The following is a 21,442-nucleotide window of genomic DNA, read 5'->3' on the forward strand; positions in this document are numbered from 1 at the left end:
CTGGGCCGTGCCGCGGGCCGCGGGGGCTCCCCGCTTGCTGCACCCGGGTAACCTGGTCCGTTTCCGAAACACCGGGGTGCCCCCGCTGCGCGGCCCGCCGGGGGGGGGGGGGGCCCCCGCCCCCCCCCCCCCACGTCGCGTTCCGCACACCGGTCGGCCAGAATCCGCCGGACGCCTCTGGGTAGGGTGGGTGAGAAGTCCCCTGTGGATCGAACCAGGATCGAACTAGGAGCGGAATTGAGCGAGCCGGCGTCCACCACCCTGCAACTGGAGATCGCCCGGGAACTGGAGGTCGCGGAGACCTTCGACGCCGAGCGGGAGATCGAACGCCGGGTGGCCTTCCTGGCCGAGCGGCTGACCTCCACCGGTCTGCGCTCCCTCGTACTCGGTATCAGCGGCGGTGTCGACTCCACCACCGCGGGCCGGCTGTGCCAGCTCGCCGTCGAGCGGGCGCGGGCCGAGGGGCACGAGGTGGCCTTCTACGCGATGCGGCTGCCGCACGGTGTCCAGGCCGACGAGCACGACGCTCAGCTCGCGCTCTCCTTCATCAAGGCCGACCACGTGCTGACCGTGGACATCAAGCCCGCGAGCGACGCCGCCCTCGATGCGCTGATCGCCGCCGGTGTGACCTTCCGCGACGCCCGCCACCAGGACTTCGTGCAGGGCAACGTCAAGGCCAGGCAGCGCATGATCGCCCAGTACGCCGTGGCCGGTGCACACGACGGCCTGGTCGTCGGCACCGACCACGCGGCGGAGGCGGTCTCCGGCTTCTTCACCAAGTTCGGCGACGGTGCCGCCGACCTGGTCCCGTTGACCGGTCTCACCAAGCGCCGCGTGCGCGCCGTCGCCGACGCGCTGGGCGCGCCCGCCGAGCTGGTGCGGAAGGTTCCGACGGCCGACCTGGAGACCCTCGATCCCGGCAAGGCCGACGAGGACGCCCTCGGGGTCACGTACGACGAGATCGACGACTTCCTGGAGGGCAAGCCGGTGAAGGACCAGGCCTTCGAGAAGATCGTCACCCGTTACCGGCTGACCGACCACAAGCGCCGGCTGCCCATCGGTCCGTGAGGTGCGGCCCCGGGTCGTCGTCCCTGATGGGCGAACCCGGGGTGCCGGACGTTGCGGCCGGCGCCCGCGCTGCGGACCACGCCGCCGGCGCGGGCCTGGTCGGCTGGTGGGGATCAGGGGCTTGCCCGAGCCGGCGAGCTCGGTGGCGCATGCTGCCTCGGCGCCGTGGTGGTCACCGCCTGCCGCGGCGGCCACGGCGTCCGCGCGCCGTGGCCGGGTCGGTGAGGATCCGGGCATCGTCCAGGAAGCCCACCACCGGCTGGACGCCGCAGTCGGCGCGGTCCGCAGCGGCAGCGGCCGTTCGGCCGAACCGGACGACGTGGTCAGTTGGGCCGGGGCCGGAGCGGGAAGCGCACATCAGTCAGCTGCTCCGACACCTCCCACAGGCGGCGACCGGTCTCGGCGTCCGCCGCCGCGGGTGACAGCTGCACCCGTGCCGGTCCGCCGCGCAGCTCCGCCAGGCCGTCCGGCCCGATGAACTCACCGCCCTCCGCGTCCGGGGCGGTCGCCGCGTACAGCTGCGGCAGCGCACCCCGGTCCGGGGACTGGGCAAGCGGTATGAGGACGCGGCCGAACAGCATCTTCACCATGCCGGTCGGCACACTCGTCTGCAGGTTGGTGGCGGTGTAGCCGGGATGGGCGAGCAGGCTGCGCACCGGGCTGCCTGCCTCGGTCAGCCGCCGGTGCAGTTCCCGTCCGAAGACGGCGTTGGCGAACTTCGACTGGTTGTAGAAGACCATGGGTGAGTAGTCGCGCTCGCCGGTGAGGTCGTCGAAGAAGAGCCGTCCCTGCCGGTGGTTGGTCGAAGTCGTCGTGACGACGCGAGGATCGTCACCGTGCGCCAGCAGGTCGAGCAGCAGTCCGGTCAGCGCGAAGTGGCCGAGGTGGTTGCAAGCGAACTGCAGCTCGTGACCCTGCGCGCTCAGGCGTCGTGGCGGAGCCATGATGCCGGCGTTGTTGAAGAGCACGTCGAGCCGCCGATGATCGGTGCGCACCTGGCGGGCGAAGGCCCGGACCGAGTCGAGATCCGCCAGGTCGAGCCGCCGCACCTCGAGACCGGCATCCGGATGCCCGGAGGTGATCTCCGCGACCGCCCCTTCTCCTCGTCCCGGACCGCGAGGATCACGTGTCCGCCCCGCCGGACGAGCGCCCGGGTGGTCGCCAGGCCGAGGCCGCTGTTGGCTCCGGTGACGACGAACACCCGCTCGGTCTGGTCCGGAATGCGCTCGGCAGTCCAACGCTGCTGCTGTGTCATGCGGCATACGCTGCCGTGAGTGTCACTCGGTGTCAAGGCGTTCTCTTGGTGTCACGCGAGGCATGGAGTTACCATGGTGCGGTGACTCCTCCTCCCGAAGCCAGCCTGGCCCAGCGCAAGCGTCAACTCGTCTCGGACGAACTGACCGAAGCGGCCCTGCAGTTGCTGGCGACGAAGGGGTTCGACGCGGTCACCATCGACGAGATCGCCACCGCCGCCGGGGTGTCCAAGCGGACGTTCTTCCGGTATTTCGCGTCCAAGGAGGACGTGGTCGTCCAGTTCCTGACCGGCATGGGCACCGGCATACGCACGGAGCTGGCGGCCCGCCCCGGCGGGGAACCGCCCTCGGAGGCGTTGCGGAACGCCGTCTCGGCCCCCATCGCCGCCTGCGCCGGCCACTCCGACAGGGCACTGCGAGTGGTTCAGCTCATTCTGCGCACCCCTGCCCTGCACGCCCGCTTCCTGGAGCGTCAGGGGCAGTGGCGCGACGATCTGACGGCGGAGATCGCGCACCGCACGGCGCTCTCCCCCGACGTCGACCTGTATCCGCAGCTGGCCGCCGGAATGGCACTGACCGCCTTCAACACCGTCCTCCAGCGCTGGAGCGACAGCGACAGTGCCGAGGACCCCCTTGAACTGACCGACCGGGCCTTCGCCCTGATCGCCCCCGCCCTGGACGGCACCGGCTGACGGCGAGCAACCGGGCGGACGGACGGGCGCACATTGTGTGCGACTTGTCGCTTATCACCTTAATCTGACGGCTGAGGGGCCCGGACAGTCGACGGCCGGTTCAGCCGGCGGAAGGTGAGCTTCCATGGCTGAGCGGCTCAAGAGGTCCGGCTCGGTCGGTGAACTGTCGGCCGAGTTCGCCGGCACGATGGTCCTCATCCTCTTCGGCTGCGGCGTGGTGGCCCAGGTGGCCGCGGGCGGGGCCCTCACCGATCCGGAGGGCGGCCTCGGGGACCACGACAGCATCTCCTGGGCGTGGGGGCTCGGTGTCACGCTGGGCGCCTACGTGGCGGGACGGCTGAGCGGTGCCCACCTCAATCCGGCGGTGACCGTCGCCCTCGCCGCGTTCAAGGGGTTTCCGTGGCGCAAAGTGGTTCCCTACGCGCTGGCCCAGACAGCGGGTGCCTTCGTGGCGGCTCTCCTGGTCCGCTGGAACTACACCGAAGCGCTGGCGAAGGCCGACCCCGGCCACACCATCAAGACGCAGTTCGTGTTCTCCACGCTCCCCGCCAACGGGAACACCGCCCTCCCGGTCCATGAGTGGGGGGCCTTCCGCGACCAGGTCATCGGCACCGCCATCCTCCTGCTGCTGATCCTGGCCCTCACGGACATGCTGAACTCGCCGCCGGGCGCGAACCTGGCCCCCTTCGTCATCGGCCTGGTCGTGGTCGCGATCGGCATGGCCTTCGGCACCAACGCGGGCTACGCCATCAACCCGGCCCGTGACTTCGGCCCCCGGCTGGCCAGTTTCCTCACCGGGTACGGCGGAGCATGGCGGGATCAGTACGGGAACCTTTACTTCTGGGTGCCGATCCTCGGCCCGCTGATCGGTGGCGTGCTCGGCGCGGGTCTGTACAAGGTTTTCATCGGCCGGTTCCTGCCCGCGGCGGAACCGGAGCCCACGGGGCGCGTACCGGCGCCCGAGGACTGACACCGGCCGGAGAGGCGGCACAGCATGGCGGACTTCATCGGCGCGGTGGACCAGGGAACCACCAGCACCCGATTCATGATCTTCGACCACGGCGGCAACGAGGTGGCGAAACACCAGCTGGAACACGCCCAGATCCTCCCCCGCTCCGGGTGGGTGGAGCACGACCCGGTGGAGATCTGGGAGCGCGCCAACTCGGTGATGCAGAACGCCCTGCGTTTCAGCGGGCTGTCGGCGACCGACCTGGCGGCGATCGGCATCACCAACCAGCGGGAGACCACCGTGGTCTGGGACCCGCGCAACGGCCGCCCCTACTACAACGCCATCGTGTGGCAGGACACCCGCACCGACGCCATCGCGGCGAACCTCGCACGTTCGGGCCGGGGCGACGTCATCCGCCGCAGGACCGGGCTGCCGCCGGCGACCTACTTCTCCGCCGGCAAGATCCAGTGGATCCTGGAGAACGTCGACGGCGTCCGCGAAGCGGCGGAAGGCGGGCACGCCCTCTTCGGCAACACGGACGCCTGGATCCTGTGGAACCTGACCGGCGGTCCCGACGGCGGCATCCACGCCACCGACGTGACCAACGCGAGCCGCACGATGCTGATGGACCTGGAGACGCTCGACTGGGACGACGAACTGCTGGGCTTCTTCGGCATCCCCCGGGCGATGCTCCCCACCATCAACCCCTCGTCGCACGCGGAGGCGTACGGTGTGGCCCGGACCTCCCGGCCGCTGCGCGCCGCCATCCCCATCGGCGGGGTGCTCGGCGACCAGCAGGCGGCCACCGTCGGACAGGTCTGCTTCGCGCCCGGCGAGGCCAAGAACACCTACGGCACCGGCAACTTCCTGCTGCTCAACACCGGCACGGAACCGGTCCGCTCGCAGCACGGCCTTCTCACCACCGTGGCCTACCGGTTCGGCGACAGCCCGGCGGTCTACGCACTGGAGGGCTCCATCGCGGTGACGGGGTCCGCCGTGCAGTGGCTGCGCGACCAGATGAAAATCATCAAGTCCGCTGCCGAGAGCGAGGACCTCGCCCGTACCGTCGAGGACAGCGGCGGCGTGTACTTCGTCCCCGCCTTCTCGGGCCTGTTCGCCCCCTACTGGCGCTCGGACGCCCGGGGAGCGATCGTCGGCCTCGCCCGGTACAACGACAACGCTCATCTGGCACGGGCGACCCTGGAGGCCATCTGCTACCAGAGCCGCGACGTCGTCGAAGCCATGGAACAGGACTCCGGGGTGCACCTCGACGAGCTCAAGGTCGACGGGGGCGTGACCGCCAACGACCTCTGCATGCAGATCCAGGCCGATGTCCTCGGCGTACCGGTCAGCCGTCCCCTCGTCGCGGAGACCACCGCGCTCGGCGCGGCCTACGCGGCGGGACTGGCCACGGGGTTCTGGCGGGACACCGAAGAACTGCGCGCTCACTGGCACGAGTCCAGGCGCTGGGAACCCCAGTGGACGGAGGACCGGCGCGCACAGGGGTACGCCGGGTGGAAGGCGGCGGTGGAGCGCACGCTCGGCTGGATCGAGGTGCCGTGAACCGGCACCCGCCCGTGCCGGAAGGAGCCGGACGAGGAGGGCAACCGGCGTCGCCATAAGGTGATCCCCATGTCTGCCAGATTGAGTTCCGCGAGGACCCGCGCCGCGCTCCGCACCTCCGCGCGTACCTCTGCCGAGTTGTTGCTGATCCTTGTCATGCTTGCAGTGGCCCTGTGGGTCCTCGGACGCATGTGGTCGGTCGTGTGGCCGCTGATAGTCGGTCTGCTCCTGACCACGCTGACCTGGCCCGCCGCCCGTTTCCTGCGGCGGCACGGGTGGCGTCCCGCCCTGGCCGCGGCGGTGGTGACCGTGGGGTTCCTCCTGGCCGTCACGGGCATCGTGGCGCTGATCGCGGTGCCGATGTCCTCCGAGACCGACGAGTTGACGGCCGGCGTGGTCGAAGGCATCGACCGGCTGCGCGACTGGGCCGCGGGGCCGCCGCTGAACATCGACGACGGCCAGATCACCGGTGCGCTCGACTCCGCGATGGCGCGCGTCCAGGACAGCATCGGCAGCGTGGTCAACACGGTGGCCACCGGCCTGAGTACCGTGGTCAACGGTCTGATCACCGCGGTGCTGGGCGTCTTCCTGATGTTCTTCTTCCTCAAGGACGGGCCGCGGTTCCTGCCGTGGCTGGCCCGCCAGCTGCCCGGCCGGCTCGCCGCCGACGTCCCGGCCGTCGCCCTGCGCAGCTGGGAGACCCTGGGCTCGTTCGTCCGCTCGCAGGCACTCGTGGGTCTGCTCGACGCCGTCTTCATCGGCCTCGGACTGTGGATCCTGGACGTGCCGCTCGTACTGCCTCTGGCGGTGCTGACGTTCGTCTCCGCGTTCGTGCCCATCGTGGGTGCCCTGTTCGCGGGCTTCGTCGCGGTGCTCATCGCTCTGGTGTCGAACGGCCTGACGGACGCGCTGATCGTGCTGGCGATCATCGTCGTGGTGCAGCAGTTGGAGGGCAACGTGTTCCAGCCCATCATCCAGAGCCGCGGGCTCGGTCTGCACGCGGCGGTGATCCTGCTGGCGGTGACCCTGGGCGGCAGCCTGGCCGGAATCGTGGGCAGTCTGCTCGCCGTACCGGTCGCCGCGATCATCGCGGTGATCTGGAACTACGTACGCGAGCAGCTCGTCGAGCCTCTGGAGGAGCCCGCCGCGGCCGACGCCTGAGCGGCGGGCCGGTCCGCGCCACCGGACGGCGCCGTCCTCGTGCCGCGTGCTTTCCGGTAGGCGGTCGGGGTGAGCCCCACGTCTCTGCGGAAGATGGCCCGGAAGTTGGCGGACGTGCCGAACCCGGTCTCCGTGGCGATCCTCTCGACCGACCAGTCGGAGGTCTCGAGGAGCCGGCGCGCACGGAGGGTTCTCTGCAGGACGACCCACTGCATGGGAGGTAGCCCGGTCTCACCCACGAAACGCCGGACGAAGGTCCTCCGGGACAGCAGGCTGTGGTCCGCCATCCGTTGGACGGTGATCGGCGACCCCAGGTTCTCGACCGCCCATTCCCGGGTCGCGCGCAGACTGTCGCGGCCGGGGGCGGGCAGGTCCGTGTACTGCGGCTCGTCCGCACCGCGGACGGAGGAGAAGACGACGTCCTTCGCCACGCCGTCCGCGGCGGTAGTCCCGAAATCCGCTTGTACGACATGGAGGCACGCGTCGATTCCCGCGCCCGCGCCCGCGGACGTGAGAATCGACCCGTCCTCGACGAACAGCCGATTCTCCACGACCTCGACTTCTGGATACGCCACTCGGAGTTCGTCCGTGTGCCGCCAATGTGTCGTAGCGGCCTTTCCGTTGAGTATTCCGCCGGCCGCGAGCGCGAACACGCCGGTGCAGACGGCGACGACACGGGCCCCCCGCTCCACTGCCGCCCGCAGCACCGCGAGGAATTCCTCCGGGACCGGGCGGAGGGGGCTCTCGTAGCCCGGGACAACGACGATACCGGCGCCCTCGGCCTCGGTCAGCGAGTGAGTCGGCCGGACCTCCGCGGTCGCCTCGCGGTCTCCGCACACGAGTACTCGATAACCCGGGTGCCGGCCGAACACGTGCGCCGCGATGCTGACGTCCAGCGCATACGCTCGCGGTACCGCGAGGATGGCGACGACTGTCCGCTCACCGGTGGATCGCACTGACGACTCCTCGCTCCCGTGCTTCCCGTCCAGCTTACGAGCACGGCCCTCCGACCCGTTACCGGGTCCTGGCACGATCCTTGCCGTGCGTGGCACAACCGACTCTGTTTCGCCCGGCCTGTTCCTCATACGGTTTCGGCAGTATCAATTTCTGCCCCGTATTCGGTGATAGGAGTGCCATGAGCGACGCACGTCAGGTCGAGAGTTTCGGAGTCCCCTGGGAAAGGGATTACGGATACGTTCAGGCGGTCCGACACGGCGACACGATTTACCTCTCCGGTCAGGTGGCACACGACGGGACGGATCTCGTCGCCCCCGCTCCGGTCGACGACGCCGGGCTGGTCACCGACTTCTCCCGCACGGGCGAACAGTTGCGCCAGTGCTACGCCAACGCCGCGGTGCTGCTGGGGCGTTTCGGCGCGTCGATGAACGACGTCGTCGAAGAGGTCATCTACGCGGTCGATGTCGACGCGGCCGACGCCGCGGCAGGGCCGGTGCGCAAGGAGGCCTACGGCAGACCTGACCCTCAGGTGGCCAGCACGATGATCGGCACCCCACGGCTGGCCTTCCGTGAGCTGCTCGTCGAGGTCAGGTTCGTGGCCCGGGTCTGAGTACCGCTCCGCGGCTGTCGGGGGAAATCGGTCGTAGCCGGGCGGCCGCCGCTGCTAGCTTGCGGCCGTGGATCTCTTCTCCGGCTCCTGGACGGCGTTGCGCGCCGCGGTCGCCGAAGTCCCCGACGAGGACTTCGCGCGGCCGTCCGGCTGCACCGGCTGGCTCGTACGCGACCTGGTGTGCCACCTGATCATCGACGCCCAGGACGTCCTGATCACCCTCGCCACCCCCGCCGCCGCGGAACCGACCCGGGACGCGGTGACCTACTGGAACGTCGTCGAAGCCCCGACCGGCGACGACCCGCTCGACGCGCTGACCGTCCGTCTGGCCGCCGCGTACGAGGAGCCGTGGCTGCTGAGGTTCCATCTCGACGACGTGGGTTCCGCCGCAGGTCGCGCCGCCGGACTCGCGGACCCCGTGGGCCGGGTCGGCACCCGCGGCGAGGTGCTCACCGCGGGCGACTACCTCTCCGCCTACGTCCTGGAATGGACGCTGCACCACCTCGACCTCATCGCCCACCTGCCGGACATGGCGCAGCCGCCCGCCGAAGGGCTCGCCCGGTCGCGCGAGCTGCTGGAGAAGATCGTCGGGGCGACGTTCCCCCCGTCGTTCACCGACGAGGACGCGCTGCTGATCGGCACCGGCCGGCGTGCGCCGACCGAGGCGGAGAAGGCCGCGCTGGGTGAGCCGGCCACGAGGGTCCCGGTCACACTCGGCTGACCGGGCACACCGCTTCCCGGGGCGCCGGCGCCCCGGAGTCGGCCCATCGGATGACAGGTGCCCCGTACGATCCGGGAGCCGGACGGACCCCTGGACGCCCCGTCGCCCGCAGCAGTCCGCGGGAGGGGCCGAACGGCCCACGGCCGGGCCCGGGCGGCCTCTGGTGCCCTGCCTCGCACGGCGGCACGCTCGTACCGACCCGACAGCCCCCGTGTGCAGCCGAGGGGAACGGCGAGAGGCGGATCCCGCGGCCGAGGCAGCGGTGTTCCCGTACCGTGCGGTTCGTCAGCCGGCTGCTCGCGGTGCGAGAACGAAAGGAGCCGGAGCGATGACCTCTTCCACCACCCTGGCCGCGGCCCTCCCCACCGACCACCGTGAACGACTCATGAGGATCGCCCGCGAGGTCTGCGTCGCGGAAGGCACCCGTCTCTTCGAGGAGGGGCGGCGCGCCGACCGGTTCTGGATCGTGCGGACCGGCACCGTCCACCTCGATCTGCACGTCCCCGGCCGCCGGGCCGCCGTGATCGAGGCACTGGGCCACGGCGAACCGGTCGGCTGCTCCTGGCACTTCCCGCCCTACCTGTGGCAGCTGGGCGCCGAGGCCGTGACCCCGGTGCGGGCCTGGGAGTTCGACGCGGACACCATGCGGGAGATGTGCGTGCGCGACCCCGAGTTCGGCCGGGCGGTCGCCGTCTGGGTCGGCAGGGTGGTGGCCCACCGGCTGCGAGCGGCCCGGGTCCGGCTGCTCGACCTGTACGCGCCCTACGGCAGCGGCAGCCGGGTCTGAAGCTGAGGACGGCGACGCTCCGCGGTGGCGGGTGGACCCGGGAACGGCCGGCCCTCGGTGTCACCCGTCGTGAGGCACCGGCGCCCGCCACACCAGCGTGGTGCCGCCGTCCGCGGGGCGGGTGAGCCGCAGTTCGCCGCCCAGTTGACCGGCCCGTTCCGCCATGTTGCGCAGCCCGCTGCGGCGGCCCTCCGGCGGGATGCCGACACCGTTGTCGCTCACGGTCAGCCGTACTTCACCACCGTCCGTTTCGAGGGCCACGGCGACCCGGTCGGCACGCGCGTGCCGGGCGACGTTGGTCAGCGCCTCGGACAGCACGGCCACCACGTGCTCGGCGATCCGGCCGGGCACCTCGGTGTCCAGCAGGCCCTCCATCCGGAGGCTGGGCGCGAAGCCCAGCACCGGGGCCGCCTCACCGACGACCCGCACGGCACGGCTCCGCAGTCCGGCACCGGCGGTGCCGGCGCGTGCACGCAGACCGAAGATCGTGGATCTGATGATCTTGATGGTCTCGTCCAGGTCGTCCACCGCCCGCAGCACCCGCTCCGACGCGGCGCGGTGCTCGATCAGGCGGCCGGCGCTCTGCAGCGTCATACCGGTGGCGAACAGCCGCTGGATCGCGAGGTCGTGCAGATCCCGGGCTATCCGGTCCCGGTCCTGGAGCACGGCGATCTGCTCGGCGTCTCGGCGGCGCTCCGCGAGTTCCATCGCGAGCGCCGCCTGTGCGGCGAAGCCCTGCAGGGGCCCGGTCTCCTTCTCGGAGAACACCGCGCGGCCCGCCCGCCGCACCAGCAGCACCACACCGCGCACGCCTTCACCGGCGCCGAAGGGCACGGCCACCGCGGGTCCGAGTCCGGTGAACCTCGGCGCGTCGGCCGACACCCGGTCGTCCCGGGTCACGTCCGGGCTGCGCACGGGCGCGGCGGTGGAGAAGGCCAGACCGGTGAGGCTGTCGTCGATGGGCAGCACGAGCCCGCGGTGTTCCTCCGCTCCCTGCCCGGTGGCCAGCTCCACCACCAGCGAGCCGGTGCCCTCCATGGGCATGGCCAGTACGGCCAGGGCCGCGCCGGTGATCTCCCTGGCCCGTTCCGCGATCAGGCCGAGGGCTTCACCGCGCTCGCTGCCGGACATCAGGCTGTGGGTGATCTCCGCGTTGGCCTGCAACCAGCGCTCCCGCAGCCGCGACTGCTCGTACAGGCGGGCGTTGTCGATCGCGACACCGGCGGCGACCGCCAGGGTCGACAGGACCGACTCGTCCTCCTCGTCGAACTGCGCCCCGCCCCGCTTCTCGGTCAGGTACAGATTTCCGAAGACCTGGTCCCGGACCCGGATGGGAACGCCGAGGAAGGTGTTCATCGGCGGGTGGTGCGGCGGGAAACCGTACGACGACGTGTGCTCGGAGAGGTCGGCCAGCCGCAACGGCTCGGGGCGGCGGATGAGTTCGCCGAGGATGCCGTGCCCTTCCGGGAAGGGGCCGATGCGGGCGATCTGCTCCTCGTCGACACCCACCGTGTGGAAGGCCGACAGCCGCTTGCCGTCCGGGCCGATCACGCCGAGGGCGGCGTAGCGCGCGTCGACGAGGGCCGCCGCGGCCTCCACGATGCTGTGCAGCACGTGCTCGAGGTCCAGCTCCCTGCCCACCGAGAGCACCGCCTCCAGGAGGCTGTGCACCCGGTCGCGCGTGCCCCTGGCCGCGTCCAGCCGGGCCTGGAGTTCCTCCAGCAGCTCGTCCAGTCTCAGCTGCGGCAGCCGTACCCGGGCTTCCGCCTGGTCAGGGCTCTCCACCGGTGATCCTCCAGGTCGTTGCGACGTGCCGGCAGCCGGCCGTCCCGGTCGCGCACCACGGTAACGGCCCCTGCTCGGGCAGGGCGCGGGAGGGCGCTGCCCGGAGGTTCAGTGTCCCCTCCGCCGGAGCCGGTCCTGCGCCTGGGTGGCGATCACCGCGGCCTGGACGCGTCGTTCCACTCCGAGTTTGGCCAGCAGCCGGGAGATGTGGTTCTTGACCGTCTTCTCGGCGAGGTAGAGCCGCGAGCCTATCTGACGGTTGGTCAGCCCCTCGCCGATCAGGGCGAGGATCTCCCGCTCGCGGTCGGTCAGTCCCGGCAGGGCGTCCGGCGCCTCCTCCCCGGCCTGCTCGCCGCGCAGCCGGGCCATCAGCCTGGCCGCGGCGCTCGGGTCGAGCAGGGACTGGCCGGCGGCGACCGTGCGCACGGCGGTCACGAGGTCCGAGCCCTGGATCTGCTTGAGCACGTAACCGGCCGCACCGGCCATGACCGAGTCGAGCAGGGCCTCCTCGTCGTCGAACGAGGTCAGCATCAGACAGGCCAGTTCCGGCATGCGCGACCGCAGTTCCCGGCACACGCCCACTCCGTCGCCGTCGGGCAGCCGCACGTCGAGCACCGCCACCCGGGGGCGCAGGGCGGGAACGCGGACGAGGGCCTGCTCGACCGTGCCGGCCTCGCCCACCACCGTGATGTCCGGTTCGTCGTCGAGCAGGTCGCGCACCCCTCGCCGCACCACCTCGTGGTCGTCCAGCAGGAAGACCCGGATCGGGTCCCCGGAGCCGGGCCGCTCGGTGTCCGCCATCGAATACTCCTCGTCCGCGTCGGCGCTGTCCTCGGCGAGCCGCTTCCCCCTCGGGACGGCGGCTCCTCCTGTGGAGATCCTTCTGTGTCCTGGGCCGAAGGGCCAGGGCCGGTCGGCCCTGTCTGCCCGCGCCGGGACGGTTCCGGGCCGGGCGAAGGCGGAGTTCTGGGGCCGAACGGCCCTAGCACACGGCTCGCCGCCGACGCTCCAATGAGCTGACCGACCTGCGACCGCCCGACCGCTCCCGAGCCTAGAAGTCCTCGAAGTCCTCGAAACCCGGGGCCCGGGATCCCGAGCGGAGACAAGACCATGAGTGATGATCCCGCACGAAAGCATGCCATGACGTTCGACGACGTCCGCTCCAGCCCGGTGGGACCTCGCCGGAGCACCGAACTCGGCGGCGAGGAGGCCCTGGCGCTGCTCGGCAGCGTTTCCCTGGGACGGATCGTCTTCACCCGGCACGCCCTGCCGACGATCCGCCCGGTCAACCATGTTCTGGACGACGGCGACATCATCATCCGCACCCACGAGGGCGCGGCCCTGACCTCCCGTACGCAGAAGGCCGGCGCTCCCGGTGTCGTGGTCGCCTACGAAGCGGACGTGATCGACCCGGACACACACCTCGGGTGGAGTGTGGTGGTGACCGGCTATGCCCGACTGGTGACCGACCCGGTGGACCTGACGCGATATCAGTCCATGCTGCGTCCGTGGGTGGAGCAGGCGATGGACTACGCGGTCCGTGTCGTTCCCGATCTGATCACCGGGGTCCGGCTCACCGAGGCGCAGCCGTCCGCCGGGGTGTGACCCCGCACGGCGCATCCGTCGGTGTCCGGGGCATGCCTCTCCCCGGGGCGGCAGGGCCGAGGGGAGACACCCCGGGGGGACCTTGAGCCCCGGGCCGGCGCGGTCCCATGGGGACCAACGGCCCTGTTCGCCCGGCCGTTGGTCCCCGCTGCGCCGTGGACGGCGGATCCACGCCGAAACGCGGGCCACCTGCTGGTACACAGAGATCCGCCGCCGCATCCAGTGCCGCGGTCCCCGACTCCTCCACCCCTTCCGGGAGGTTCCATGCTGTCCGCAGAGTCCGCGTCCGTGGTGCGTGCCACGCTGCCCGCCGTCACCGGAGCGCTCGACGAGATCACCGCGCGTTTCTACGGCACGATGTTCCACGACCGGCCGGAACTGCTCGACGGGCTGTTCAACCGGGGCAATCAGGCGAACGGTGCCCAACGACGGGCGCTGGCCGGCTCGATCGCCGCGTTCGCCGGCGCGCTGCTCGACGCCCCGGACACGCGTCCGGACGCCCTGCTGGAACGCATCGCCCACAAGCACGTGTCCGTCGGTGTCACCGACGACCAGTACACGATCGTGCACAAGTACCTGTTCGGCGCGATAGCCGACGTCCTGGGCGACGCCGTCACCCCGGCGGTGGCCGCCGCCTGGGACGAGGTGTACTGGCTGATGGCCGGTGCGCTGATCGGCCAGGAGGCTCGTCTCTACCACGAGGCGGGGCTGTCGGCCGGCCGGATCTGGCGGCAGTGGAAGGTCGTCGAGCGCCGGACCGAGACCCCGGACGCGGTGTCCTTCGTGATCCGCCCGGCCGACGGCGCACCCGCGCCCCGCGCCCGGGCCGGTCAGTACGTGAGCGTGCGCGTGCTGATGGCCGACGGTGTGCACCAGGTACGCCAGTACAGCCTGTCCTCGGACCCCGGCGGCGAGTTGCGCCGGATCACCGTGAAACGGGTCGCCGGCGCGGGCGGCGCCCCGGGCGGTGAGGTCTCCAACCTGCTGTACGACGACGTCTGCCGGGGCGACGAGCTGACCCTGTCGGCGCCGGCCGGCGACATCGTCCTCGACGGCGCCGACGGGGCCGACCCGGTCGTGCTGGTCTCGGCGGGCATCGGCTGCACTCCCCTGACCGGGATGGCGGCCCACCTCGCGGCCCTCGGATCGACCCGCCCCGTGCTGGTCCTGCACGCCGACCGGTCCCCCGCCGACCACGCCCTGCGCGCCGAGACGCGCGAGCTCGTGGAGCGTCTGCCGGACGCCAGGGCCGTGTTCTGGTACGAACGCCCCGGTCCGCAGGAGCCGGAGGCCCGCAGTGGTCCGATGGACCTCTCCGGCATCGAACTGCCGGACGGCGCCGCGGTGTTCCTGTGCGGACCACTGCCCTTCATGCGGGCGGTACGCGGTCAGCTGCTCGCCGCCGGCGTCCCGGCACGCCGCATCCGGTACGAGGTCTTCGGCCCCGACCTGTGGCTGGCGGACACGGCAGGCTGAGGGGGTCGTCCCGCCCTGCGGGCAGCGGGCCCGCAGGGCGGGACGACCGGGCCGGGACGACCAGGCCGGTCACCGGCCGGGGGTGGTCACCGAACGGGGCTGGTCACCAGGCACCCACCGTCCCGGCCACCGGGTTCCTCACGCGGCCGACCCCGGGCAAGGGCGCCGCACGCCCGTGCCCGTGCGGTCGGGAGCATCGGGCGGCTCAGTCGGCGGGGGCGGCCGGGGCCCCGCCCGTGACGGTCCGGCGCAGGCCGGTGGCGGTGTAGGCCAGCGCCGCCGCCGCGACCACGCCGAGGAGTACGAGGCCGAGCGCGTACGAGCCGTAGGTGCCGTAGAGGGAGCCCATGACGAGCGGCGGCACGAAGCCCCCGAGGCCGCCCGCGGCGCCCACGACACCGGTGACCGAGCCGACCTTGTTCGCCGGGGTCAGCAGGGCCACCAGGGCGAACACGGCGCCGCTGCCCGCGCCCAGGGCGGCGGCCAACGACAGGAACGCGATGGTGCCGGTCGGTGTCAGCGCCGGTGTCGACGACTGGACGAGCGCCGCGGCCAGCACCACGGCCAGCGTGCCGGCCACCACCCGCACCGGCCCGACCCGGTCGGAGAGCCAGCCGCCGAACGGCCGCATCGCCACCGCGAGCAGGACGAACCCGGCCATGCGGTTCGCCGCGTCGGCCTGGGCGAGCCCGTAACCGGTCTTCAGGTAGGTGGGCAGGTAGACGGAGAAGGCGACGTAACCGCCGAAGGCCACCGCGTACAGCGCACAGGCCTGCCAGGTCGTGCCGAGGCGCATGGTGGCGGCCGTCCGGCGGGCCGGCGGCCCGGCCGGCGGGGTGCGTCCGGGGGCGTCCCTCAGCAGCAGCGCGGCCACGAACGCGTAGACCGCCAGTACGGCCGCGGTGATCAGGAAGGGGTTCGCCATGCCGTGCGCGTCCACCAGTTTCACCGTGGTCAGGGCGCTGATCGCGGTGCCGCCCATGCCCATGCCGAAGATTCCGACGGCGAGGCCGCGCCGCTCGGGCGGGAACCACGCGTTGACGAAGGGCACACCGACGGCGAAGGAGGTGCCGCCGACGCCGAGGAAGAACCCTCCGACCAGCAGCGCGGCCAGTGAGGAGTGGCCCGCCAGGCCCAGGTGGAGCACCGGCACGACGGTGGCGACCGACACGAGCGGGAACATGACCCGCCCGCCGAACCGGTCCGTGAGCGCGCCGACGGGGATCCGGCCCAGCGAGCCGACCACGACGGGCACCGCCACCAGCAGGGACTGCTCGAACGACGTCAGGCCGAGGCTTTCCTCGAAGCGGGGGCCGAGCGGGCTCAGCAGCGCCCACGCCCAGAAGTTCACGGCGAAGCCGACCGTGGCCAGGCCCAGCATCAGCCATGCCCGGCCGGGTACCGCAGCGCCCGCCGGCGCCGGGGGTGAACTGTCCCTGTGCTCGCTCAACTGCTGGACCATGCTTCCGTCCTCTTCCCTTCACGGTGTCCTGCGCACCGGAACGCACGGCGACCACGGAGCCTGTCGTCCGTGTGCCGGATCCTCGTGATCACTGTTCCGCCGTCCGGTGTCCCGGCGGCATGGGCCGGGGGTCCCCGCCCCCGGCCGGAGGGCCCCGGGGGACGGGGCCGGGGGTCCCTCCCCCCCGGGATCCGCTCACGAAGCCGGCCGGTGCCGGCCGTTCGTGGGACGGACCGACGGGTGGCGGGCCGCGGCGCGGGGTGTGCGCCCGCCCTCCGGCCCGTATCCGAACCGGATGAGCAACTGCGGGCAGTGGCGCCCGCGTTCTCCGCTCATCGCCGCTCGCAGGTCCGGCCACTCCATCGCCTGGTGCAGCATCGAGGTGCGCACCCCGTGCGCGGTCGCGGTCAGCAGCATCCGCTGGAGGGCCTGTCCCGCCCGCAGCCAGTCCCGCCGCCGGTCGTGCGAGGTCCACAACAGGCCCACCTGGACATGGCGTTCGAACCGCATGGCCGGCCGGCCCAGCGCGGGCAGAGGCGCCGCGAAGTCCCGCACCGGCACGTGCCCGGAGCTGTCACGGGGCCCCAGGGCGGTCACCGGGATGCCGTAGGGGGCGTCCGCCCCCGGTGCGGTGAGCCAGGCACGGGACTCGGCCGTACGCCCGGAGTCGGCGGCGTTGCGGGCCTCGGCGGCCTCGGTCAGACGCAGCAGCCTTCGGGTCGCGACGATGTCGGGGACGTCCAGGTGCGCCCCCTCGGCCCGGACCGCGCCGACCATGTCCGCCACGACGGGATCCGGCACCGGGCGGCCGGTGAAGGGCATCCTGCTGGTGTGCCGGCGTTCGACGGCTTCGTACAGGCCGTCCAGCCGGTCCGGGGCGCCGCCGGGCGGCTGCTCGGACAGCCGTACGGTGGCCAGCAGGCTCGGATCGTCCCCCGGCGGCAGCAGGCTGACGACGGGGGTCCAGCCCATGTGGGCGGCGGCCACCCGGAGGTTGAGGACGGCAGCGCCCACCGACAGGTGCTGCGCGCGCCCCTGCGGGTCGGCCGCCGTCAGCCACCGTTCACGATCGGCGCGTACTTCGACGGACCGGCTGTCCGTATCCAGGCCGAACCGCCAGGGCTGTGTGTTGTGCATGGACGGTGCCGCCACGGCCGCGGCGAGCAGGGCCTGCACGGCTGTGGCGTCGACTTCCCGGGTCTGCATGGGGGCTCCTTCGCGAAACGCTCCGCACTCGCCTCGACCCTCCGCCGCCCGGAGGCCCGGGGGGAGGGTTGAACGGCCCCCGGCGGCAGGCCGTGCGGCCCCGGCCCCCGTGGGTCCCGGGGCCACGCGTCGTGTGCCGCCGCCCGGCCGGAACACGCGTGCGGCCCGGCGCGCCCCGGTCGCCGCCGGACGGCGGACCGCGGACGGCGGACGGGGGATGCGGCGGCCGGCAGCCGTGGGACGCGTCGCGCCGATGGGCGTCACTCGGCCGATCACCGTCGGCCTGCGTCCCGGGGCCGGCCCGGGCCCGCGCCGGCCGGCCCCCGCTCGCAGGGCCGTTGGTCCCTGTTCCAGCCGTGTGAACGGGGTCGAACGCCCACCTGCCGGGGGCCGCCGGACCCCGGTGTGCGAGACCCGCCGCGGCATAGCGTTCCGAGCCATGGAGAACGATCGCGACGGGCGACGCCGGCAGCCGGGCGTCGTGGAGAGCTGGCCACTGGCCGCCCGCAGGCTGCTGACGCGCCGGGAGGTGTCGGCCGACGGCCGCGCCGTGTTCGGCGAGGGCGACGGACGGTGGGAGGGTTTCTACCGCGACCGCTGGTCGCACGACAGGGTGGTGCGCTCCACGCACGGCGTGAACTGCACCGGGTCCTGTTCGTGGATGGTGTACGTCAAGGACGGCATCATCACCTGGGAGCACCAGGCTACGGACTACCCGTCGATCGGCGCCGACTGTCCCGAGTACGAGCCTCGCGGATGCCCGCGCGGGGCGTCGTTCTCCTGGTACACCTACTCCCCCAGCCGGGTCCGCCACCCGTACGTCCGGGGCGCGCTGCTGACGATGTGGCGCGAGGCACGGCGCCGTCTGGGCGATCCGGTGGCGGCCTGGGCGGAGATCACCGGTGATCCGGCGAAGGCCCGGGCGTACAAGCGGGCCCGCGGCAAGGGCGGTCTGGTGCGCGCGGACTGGGACGAGGTGAACGAGCTGGTGGCCGCCGCGCACGTGCACACCGTCAAGGTCTACGGTCCCGACCGGGTGGCGGGATTCTCGCCCATCCCGGCGATGTCGATGGCGTCCTTCGCGGCCGGCTCCCGCTTCCTGTCGTTGATCGGCGGCACGCTGCTGTCGTTCTACGACTGGTACGCGGATCTTCCGGTCGCCTCCCCGCAGGTCTTCGGCGACCAGACGGACGTGCCGGAGGCGGCGGACTGGTGGAACGCGGGCTATCTGGTGATGTGGGGCTCCAACATCCCGGTGACCCGCACACCGGACGCGCACTTCCTCACCGAGACCCGTTACAACGGCACCAAGGTCGTCGCGGTCTCCCCCGACTACGCGGACAACGTCAAGTTCGCCGACGAGTGGCTGTCACCGCACCCGGGCACCGACGGGGCGCTGGCGATGGCCATGGGGCACGTGATCCTGCGGGAGTTCCTCGTCGACCGCGAGGTGCCGTACTTCCGGGACTACCTGCGCACCTACACGGACGCACCGTTCCTGGTGACCCTGCGCGAGAGCGGGCACGGGCTCGTCCCGGGCGGTTTCCTGACCGCGGCCGACCTGGGCGGCGAGGAGGAGGGCGAGGAGCACGCGCGGTTCAAGACGGTGCTGCTGGACCGGGCCACCGGTGAGGCGGTGGTCCCCGGCGGCTCGCTCGGCTTCCGGTGGTCGGAGTCCGGGCGGGGCCGCTGGAACCTGGACCTCGGGGACGTGGAACCCGAGTTGACCCTGCTCGACACGGCCGAGGACACGGTGGAGGTGGCACTGCCCCGCTTCGACGAGGGCGCCACCGAGGGCGGCTCGGTCATGGTGCGCGGGGTCCCGGTGCGACGGATCGGCGGGCGCGTCGTCACCACGGTCTTCGATCTCATGCTGGCGCAGTACGGGGTGCACAGGCCGGGTCTGCCGGGCAGCTGGCCCGCCTCGTACGAGGACGCGGGCCAGCCGTACACCCCGGCCTGGCAGGAGACCGTCACCTCCGTGCCCGCCGGGCAGGCGGCCCGTATCGCCCGCGAGTTCGCCCGCAACGCCGAGCGCACCGGCGGTCGTTCGATGATCGCGATGGGCGCGGGCACCAACCACTGGTTCCACTCGGACACCATCTACCGGGCCTTCCTGGCGCTGACCACGATGACCGGTTGCCAGGGTGTCAACGGCGGTGGCTGGGCGCACTACGTCGGCCAGGAGAAGGTCCGCCCGCTGACCGGCTTCCAGCACCTGGCGTTCGCGTTCGACTGGCAGCGGCCCACCCGTCACATGGCGGGCACCTCGTACTGGTATCTCAACACCGACCAGTGGCGTTACGAGGCCTTCGGGCCCGAGGAGCTGGCCTCCCCGCTCGGTGAGGGCCGGTTCAGGGGCAAGGCGTTCGCGGACTGCCTGGCACAGGCCGTGCGGCTCGGCTGGACGCCGGGCCACCCCGGCTTCGGCCGCAACCCGCTGGACCTGGCCGACGAGGCCGCCGCCGCGGGCCGCCCGGTCGCCGAGCACGTCGTGGACGAGCTGAGGTCCGGGCGGCTGCGCTTCGCCGTGGAGGACCCGGACGATCCCGCCAACTTCCCCCGGGTGCTGACCGTGTGGCGGGCGAACCTGCTGGGCTCCTCCGGCAAGGGCAACGAGTACTTCCTGCGTCATCTCCTGGGCACGGACGCGGCCGTCCGCTCGGACGAGACCCCGCCGGGGGAACGCCCCGAGGAGGTGGTGTGGCACGAGGAGGCTCCGGAGGGCAAGCTCGATCTGCTGGTCACCATGGACTTCCGGATGACCTCCACCGGTCTGCTGGCCGACGTGGTCCTGCCGGCGGCGACCTGGTACGAGAAGGACGACCTGTCCAGTACGGACATGCACCCCTTCGTACACGCCTTCACCCCGGCCATCGCCCCGCCCTGGCAGTCGCGCACCGACTACGACACCTTCCTGGGCATCGCCGACCGGTTCAGCGAGCTGGCGGCGGAGCACCTGGGCACCCGCACCGACGTGCTGGCGGTGCCGTTGCAGCACGACACGCCGGACGAACTCGCCCAGCCGGGCGGTGTGGTACGGGACTGGAGGGCCGGCGAGTGCGAGCCGGTGCCGGGCCGGACCATGCCGAAACTGGTCGTCGTCGAGCGGGACTTCGCGGCCGTCGCACAGAAGATGCGCGCCGTCGGCCCCCTCCTGGACACCCTCGGCACGACCACCAAGGGCGTGACCGTCCACCCGGACCGGGAGATCGAGGACCTGCGGCACCGCTGCGGCACCGTCCGCGACGGAGTCGGCGCCGGCCGCCCTTCGCTGGCCACCGCCACCCACATGTGCGAGGCGATCCTCGCACTGTCCGGCACCACCAACGGACGCCTGGCCACCGAGGGCTTCCGGGAGCTGGAGCGGCGGACCGGCAGCGGGGGCCTGGTGGAGCTGGCCGCCGAACGAGAGGCGGAGCGGATCACCTTCGCCGACACCCGGACCCAGCCGCGCGCCGTGATGACGTCGTACGAGTGGTCGGGCTCGGAGACCGGTGGCCGACGCTACTCGCCGTTCGTCATCAACGTCGAGCACAAGAAGCCCTGGCACACCCTCACCGGCCGCCAGCACTTCTTCGTCGAGCACGACTGGCTGGCCGAGCTGGGCGAGCAACTGCCCGTCTATCGGCCACCGTTGAACGCCATACGGCACTACGGCGACGAGCACCTCCACGAGCCGGGCCGCGCCGAGGTCACGGTGCGCTACCTGACCCCGCACTCCAAGTGGTCCGTCCACTCCGAGTACCAGGACAACGCGTACATGCTGGCGCTGTCCCGCGGCGGACCGGTGATCTGGATGTCCACCGCGGACGCCGGGAGGATCGGCGTCACGGACAACGAGTGGATCGAGGCGTACAACCGCAACGGCGTCGTGGCCGCCCGGGCCGTCGTCACCCACCGGATGCCCGAGGGCACGGTGTACATGTACCACGCCAAGGACCGCACGGTGAACGTGCCGAAGACCGAGGTCAGCGGCGCACGCGGGGGCGTGCACAACGCACTGACCCGCCTGCTGGTCAAGCCCACGCACCTGGCGGGCGGGCACGCCCAGCTCACCTACGCCTTCAACTACTACGGGCCCACCGGCAACCAGCGTGACGAGGTCACCGTGATCCGCCGCCGAAGCCAGCAAGTGGAGTACTGA

The 21,442-nt window shown here is 72.0% G+C and carries 16 protein-coding genes and 1 pseudogene; 11 read left to right on the forward strand and 6 right to left on the reverse strand.

Features of this window, described 5'->3' with window-relative positions:
- The first annotated feature begins 237 nt into the window (after positions 1 to 237).
- Positions 238 to 1,068, forward strand: coding sequence for an ammonia-dependent NAD(+) synthetase (gene nadE, locus ACP4J0_RS05935; RefSeq protein WP_426597535.1), 831 nt, complete (start codon positions 238 to 240; stop codon positions 1,066 to 1,068).
- Between the two features lie 323 nt (positions 1,069 to 1,391).
- Here nadE and ACP4J0_RS05940 read toward each other — a convergent pair.
- Positions 1,392 to 2,323 (reverse strand): annotated as a pseudogene (locus ACP4J0_RS05940) (oxidoreductase).
- Positions 2,324 to 2,404: 81 nt separating this feature from the next.
- On the opposite strand from ACP4J0_RS05940, the gene ACP4J0_RS05945 reads away from it, so the two are divergent.
- From ACP4J0_RS05945 to ACP4J0_RS05960, 4 genes are all read left to right on the forward strand, one after another.
- Positions 2,405 to 3,013: a TetR family transcriptional regulator gene (locus ACP4J0_RS05945; protein WP_426597536.1), complete on the forward strand. Its 609-nt coding sequence runs from the start codon at positions 2,405 to 2,407 to the stop codon at positions 3,011 to 3,013.
- A gap of 124 nt (positions 3,014 to 3,137) precedes the next feature.
- Positions 3,138 to 3,983: an MIP/aquaporin family protein gene (locus tag ACP4J0_RS05950; protein WP_426597537.1), complete on the forward strand. Its 846-nt coding sequence runs from the start codon at positions 3,138 to 3,140 to the stop codon at positions 3,981 to 3,983.
- A gap of 24 nt (positions 3,984 to 4,007) precedes the next feature.
- The gene (glpK, locus tag ACP4J0_RS05955; RefSeq protein ID WP_426597538.1) at positions 4,008 to 5,525 is read left to right on the forward strand and encodes a glycerol kinase GlpK; all 1,518 of its coding nucleotides are present in this window, start codon (positions 4,008 to 4,010) and stop codon (positions 5,523 to 5,525) included.
- Positions 5,526 to 5,594: 69 nt separating this feature from the next.
- A complete protein-coding gene (locus ACP4J0_RS05960) occupies positions 5,595 to 6,686 on the forward strand; it encodes an AI-2E family transporter (RefSeq protein WP_426597539.1) in 1,092 nt (363 codons plus the stop codon).
- Here the strand turns inward: ACP4J0_RS05960 and ACP4J0_RS05965 are convergent.
- Entirely contained in the window at positions 6,629 to 7,642 is a 1,014-nt protein-coding gene (locus tag ACP4J0_RS05965; RefSeq protein ID WP_426597540.1) for a GlxA family transcriptional regulator, read from the reverse strand. The two genes, ACP4J0_RS05960 and ACP4J0_RS05965, sit on opposite strands and share 58 nt — an antisense overlap.
- Positions 7,643 to 7,821: 179 nt before the next feature.
- Here ACP4J0_RS05965 and ACP4J0_RS05970 point away from each other — a divergent pair, with 179 nt between their 5' ends.
- The 3 genes from ACP4J0_RS05970 to ACP4J0_RS05980 all read left to right on the forward strand — a co-directional run bounded on the left by ACP4J0_RS05970 (position 7,822) and on the right by ACP4J0_RS05980 (position 9,761).
- On the forward strand, positions 7,822 to 8,253 hold the full coding sequence (locus tag ACP4J0_RS05970) for a Rid family hydrolase (RefSeq protein WP_426597541.1): 432 nt from the start codon (positions 7,822 to 7,824) through the stop codon (positions 8,251 to 8,253).
- 67 nt (positions 8,254 to 8,320) lie between these two features.
- On the forward strand, positions 8,321 to 8,974 hold the full coding sequence (locus ACP4J0_RS05975) for a maleylpyruvate isomerase N-terminal domain-containing protein (protein WP_426597542.1): 654 nt from the start codon (positions 8,321 to 8,323) through the stop codon (positions 8,972 to 8,974).
- A 328-nt stretch (positions 8,975 to 9,302) separates the two neighbouring features.
- Positions 9,303 to 9,761, forward strand: a complete 459-nt coding sequence (locus tag ACP4J0_RS05980) for a Crp/Fnr family transcriptional regulator (RefSeq protein WP_426597543.1) — start codon at positions 9,303 to 9,305, stop codon at positions 9,759 to 9,761.
- A gap of 60 nt (positions 9,762 to 9,821) precedes the next feature.
- On the opposite strand, the gene ACP4J0_RS05985 is transcribed toward ACP4J0_RS05980, so the two are convergent.
- Both ACP4J0_RS05985 and ACP4J0_RS05990 read right to left on the reverse strand, forming a co-directional pair.
- On the reverse strand, positions 9,822 to 11,546 hold the full coding sequence (locus ACP4J0_RS05985) for a GAF domain-containing protein (RefSeq protein ID WP_426597544.1): 1,725 nt from the start codon (positions 11,544 to 11,546) through the stop codon (positions 9,822 to 9,824).
- Positions 11,547 to 11,654: 108 nt separating this feature from the next.
- A complete protein-coding gene (locus ACP4J0_RS05990; RefSeq protein ID WP_426597545.1) occupies positions 11,655 to 12,347 on the reverse strand; it encodes a response regulator in 693 nt (230 codons plus the stop codon).
- Positions 12,348 to 12,686: 339 nt separating this feature from the next.
- On the opposite strand from ACP4J0_RS05990, the gene ACP4J0_RS05995 reads away from it, so the two are divergent.
- Entirely contained in the window at positions 12,687 to 13,151 is a 465-nt protein-coding gene (locus ACP4J0_RS05995; RefSeq protein WP_426597546.1) for a pyridoxamine 5'-phosphate oxidase family protein, read from the forward strand.
- Positions 13,152 to 13,415: 264 nt separating this feature from the next.
- On the forward strand, positions 13,416 to 14,627 hold the full coding sequence (locus ACP4J0_RS06000; RefSeq protein WP_426597547.1) for a globin domain-containing protein: 1,212 nt from the start codon (positions 13,416 to 13,418) through the stop codon (positions 14,625 to 14,627).
- Between the two features lie 205 nt (positions 14,628 to 14,832).
- On the opposite strand, the gene ACP4J0_RS06005 is transcribed toward ACP4J0_RS06000, so the two are convergent.
- Together ACP4J0_RS06005 and ACP4J0_RS06010 are read right to left on the reverse strand one after the other, a co-directional pair.
- On the reverse strand, positions 14,833 to 16,089 hold the full coding sequence (locus tag ACP4J0_RS06005) for an MFS transporter (RefSeq protein ID WP_426597548.1): 1,257 nt from the start codon (positions 16,087 to 16,089) through the stop codon (positions 14,833 to 14,835).
- A gap of 195 nt (positions 16,090 to 16,284) precedes the next feature.
- Positions 16,285 to 17,295, reverse strand: a complete 1,011-nt coding sequence (locus ACP4J0_RS06010) for an Acg family FMN-binding oxidoreductase (protein WP_426597549.1) — start codon at positions 17,293 to 17,295, stop codon at positions 16,285 to 16,287.
- Positions 17,296 to 17,734: 439 nt separating this feature from the next.
- Here ACP4J0_RS06010 and ACP4J0_RS06015 point away from each other — a divergent pair, with 439 nt between their 5' ends.
- Positions 17,735 to 21,442 (forward strand): nitrate reductase subunit alpha, encoded by a 3,708-nt coding sequence (locus ACP4J0_RS06015; RefSeq protein WP_426597550.1) that lies wholly within the window; start codon positions 17,735 to 17,737, stop codon positions 21,440 to 21,442.

It is taken from the genome of Streptomyces sp. WG7 (assembly GCF_049975785.1).
Taxonomy (GTDB): Bacteria; Actinomycetota; Actinomycetes; order Streptomycetales; family Streptomycetaceae; genus Streptomyces.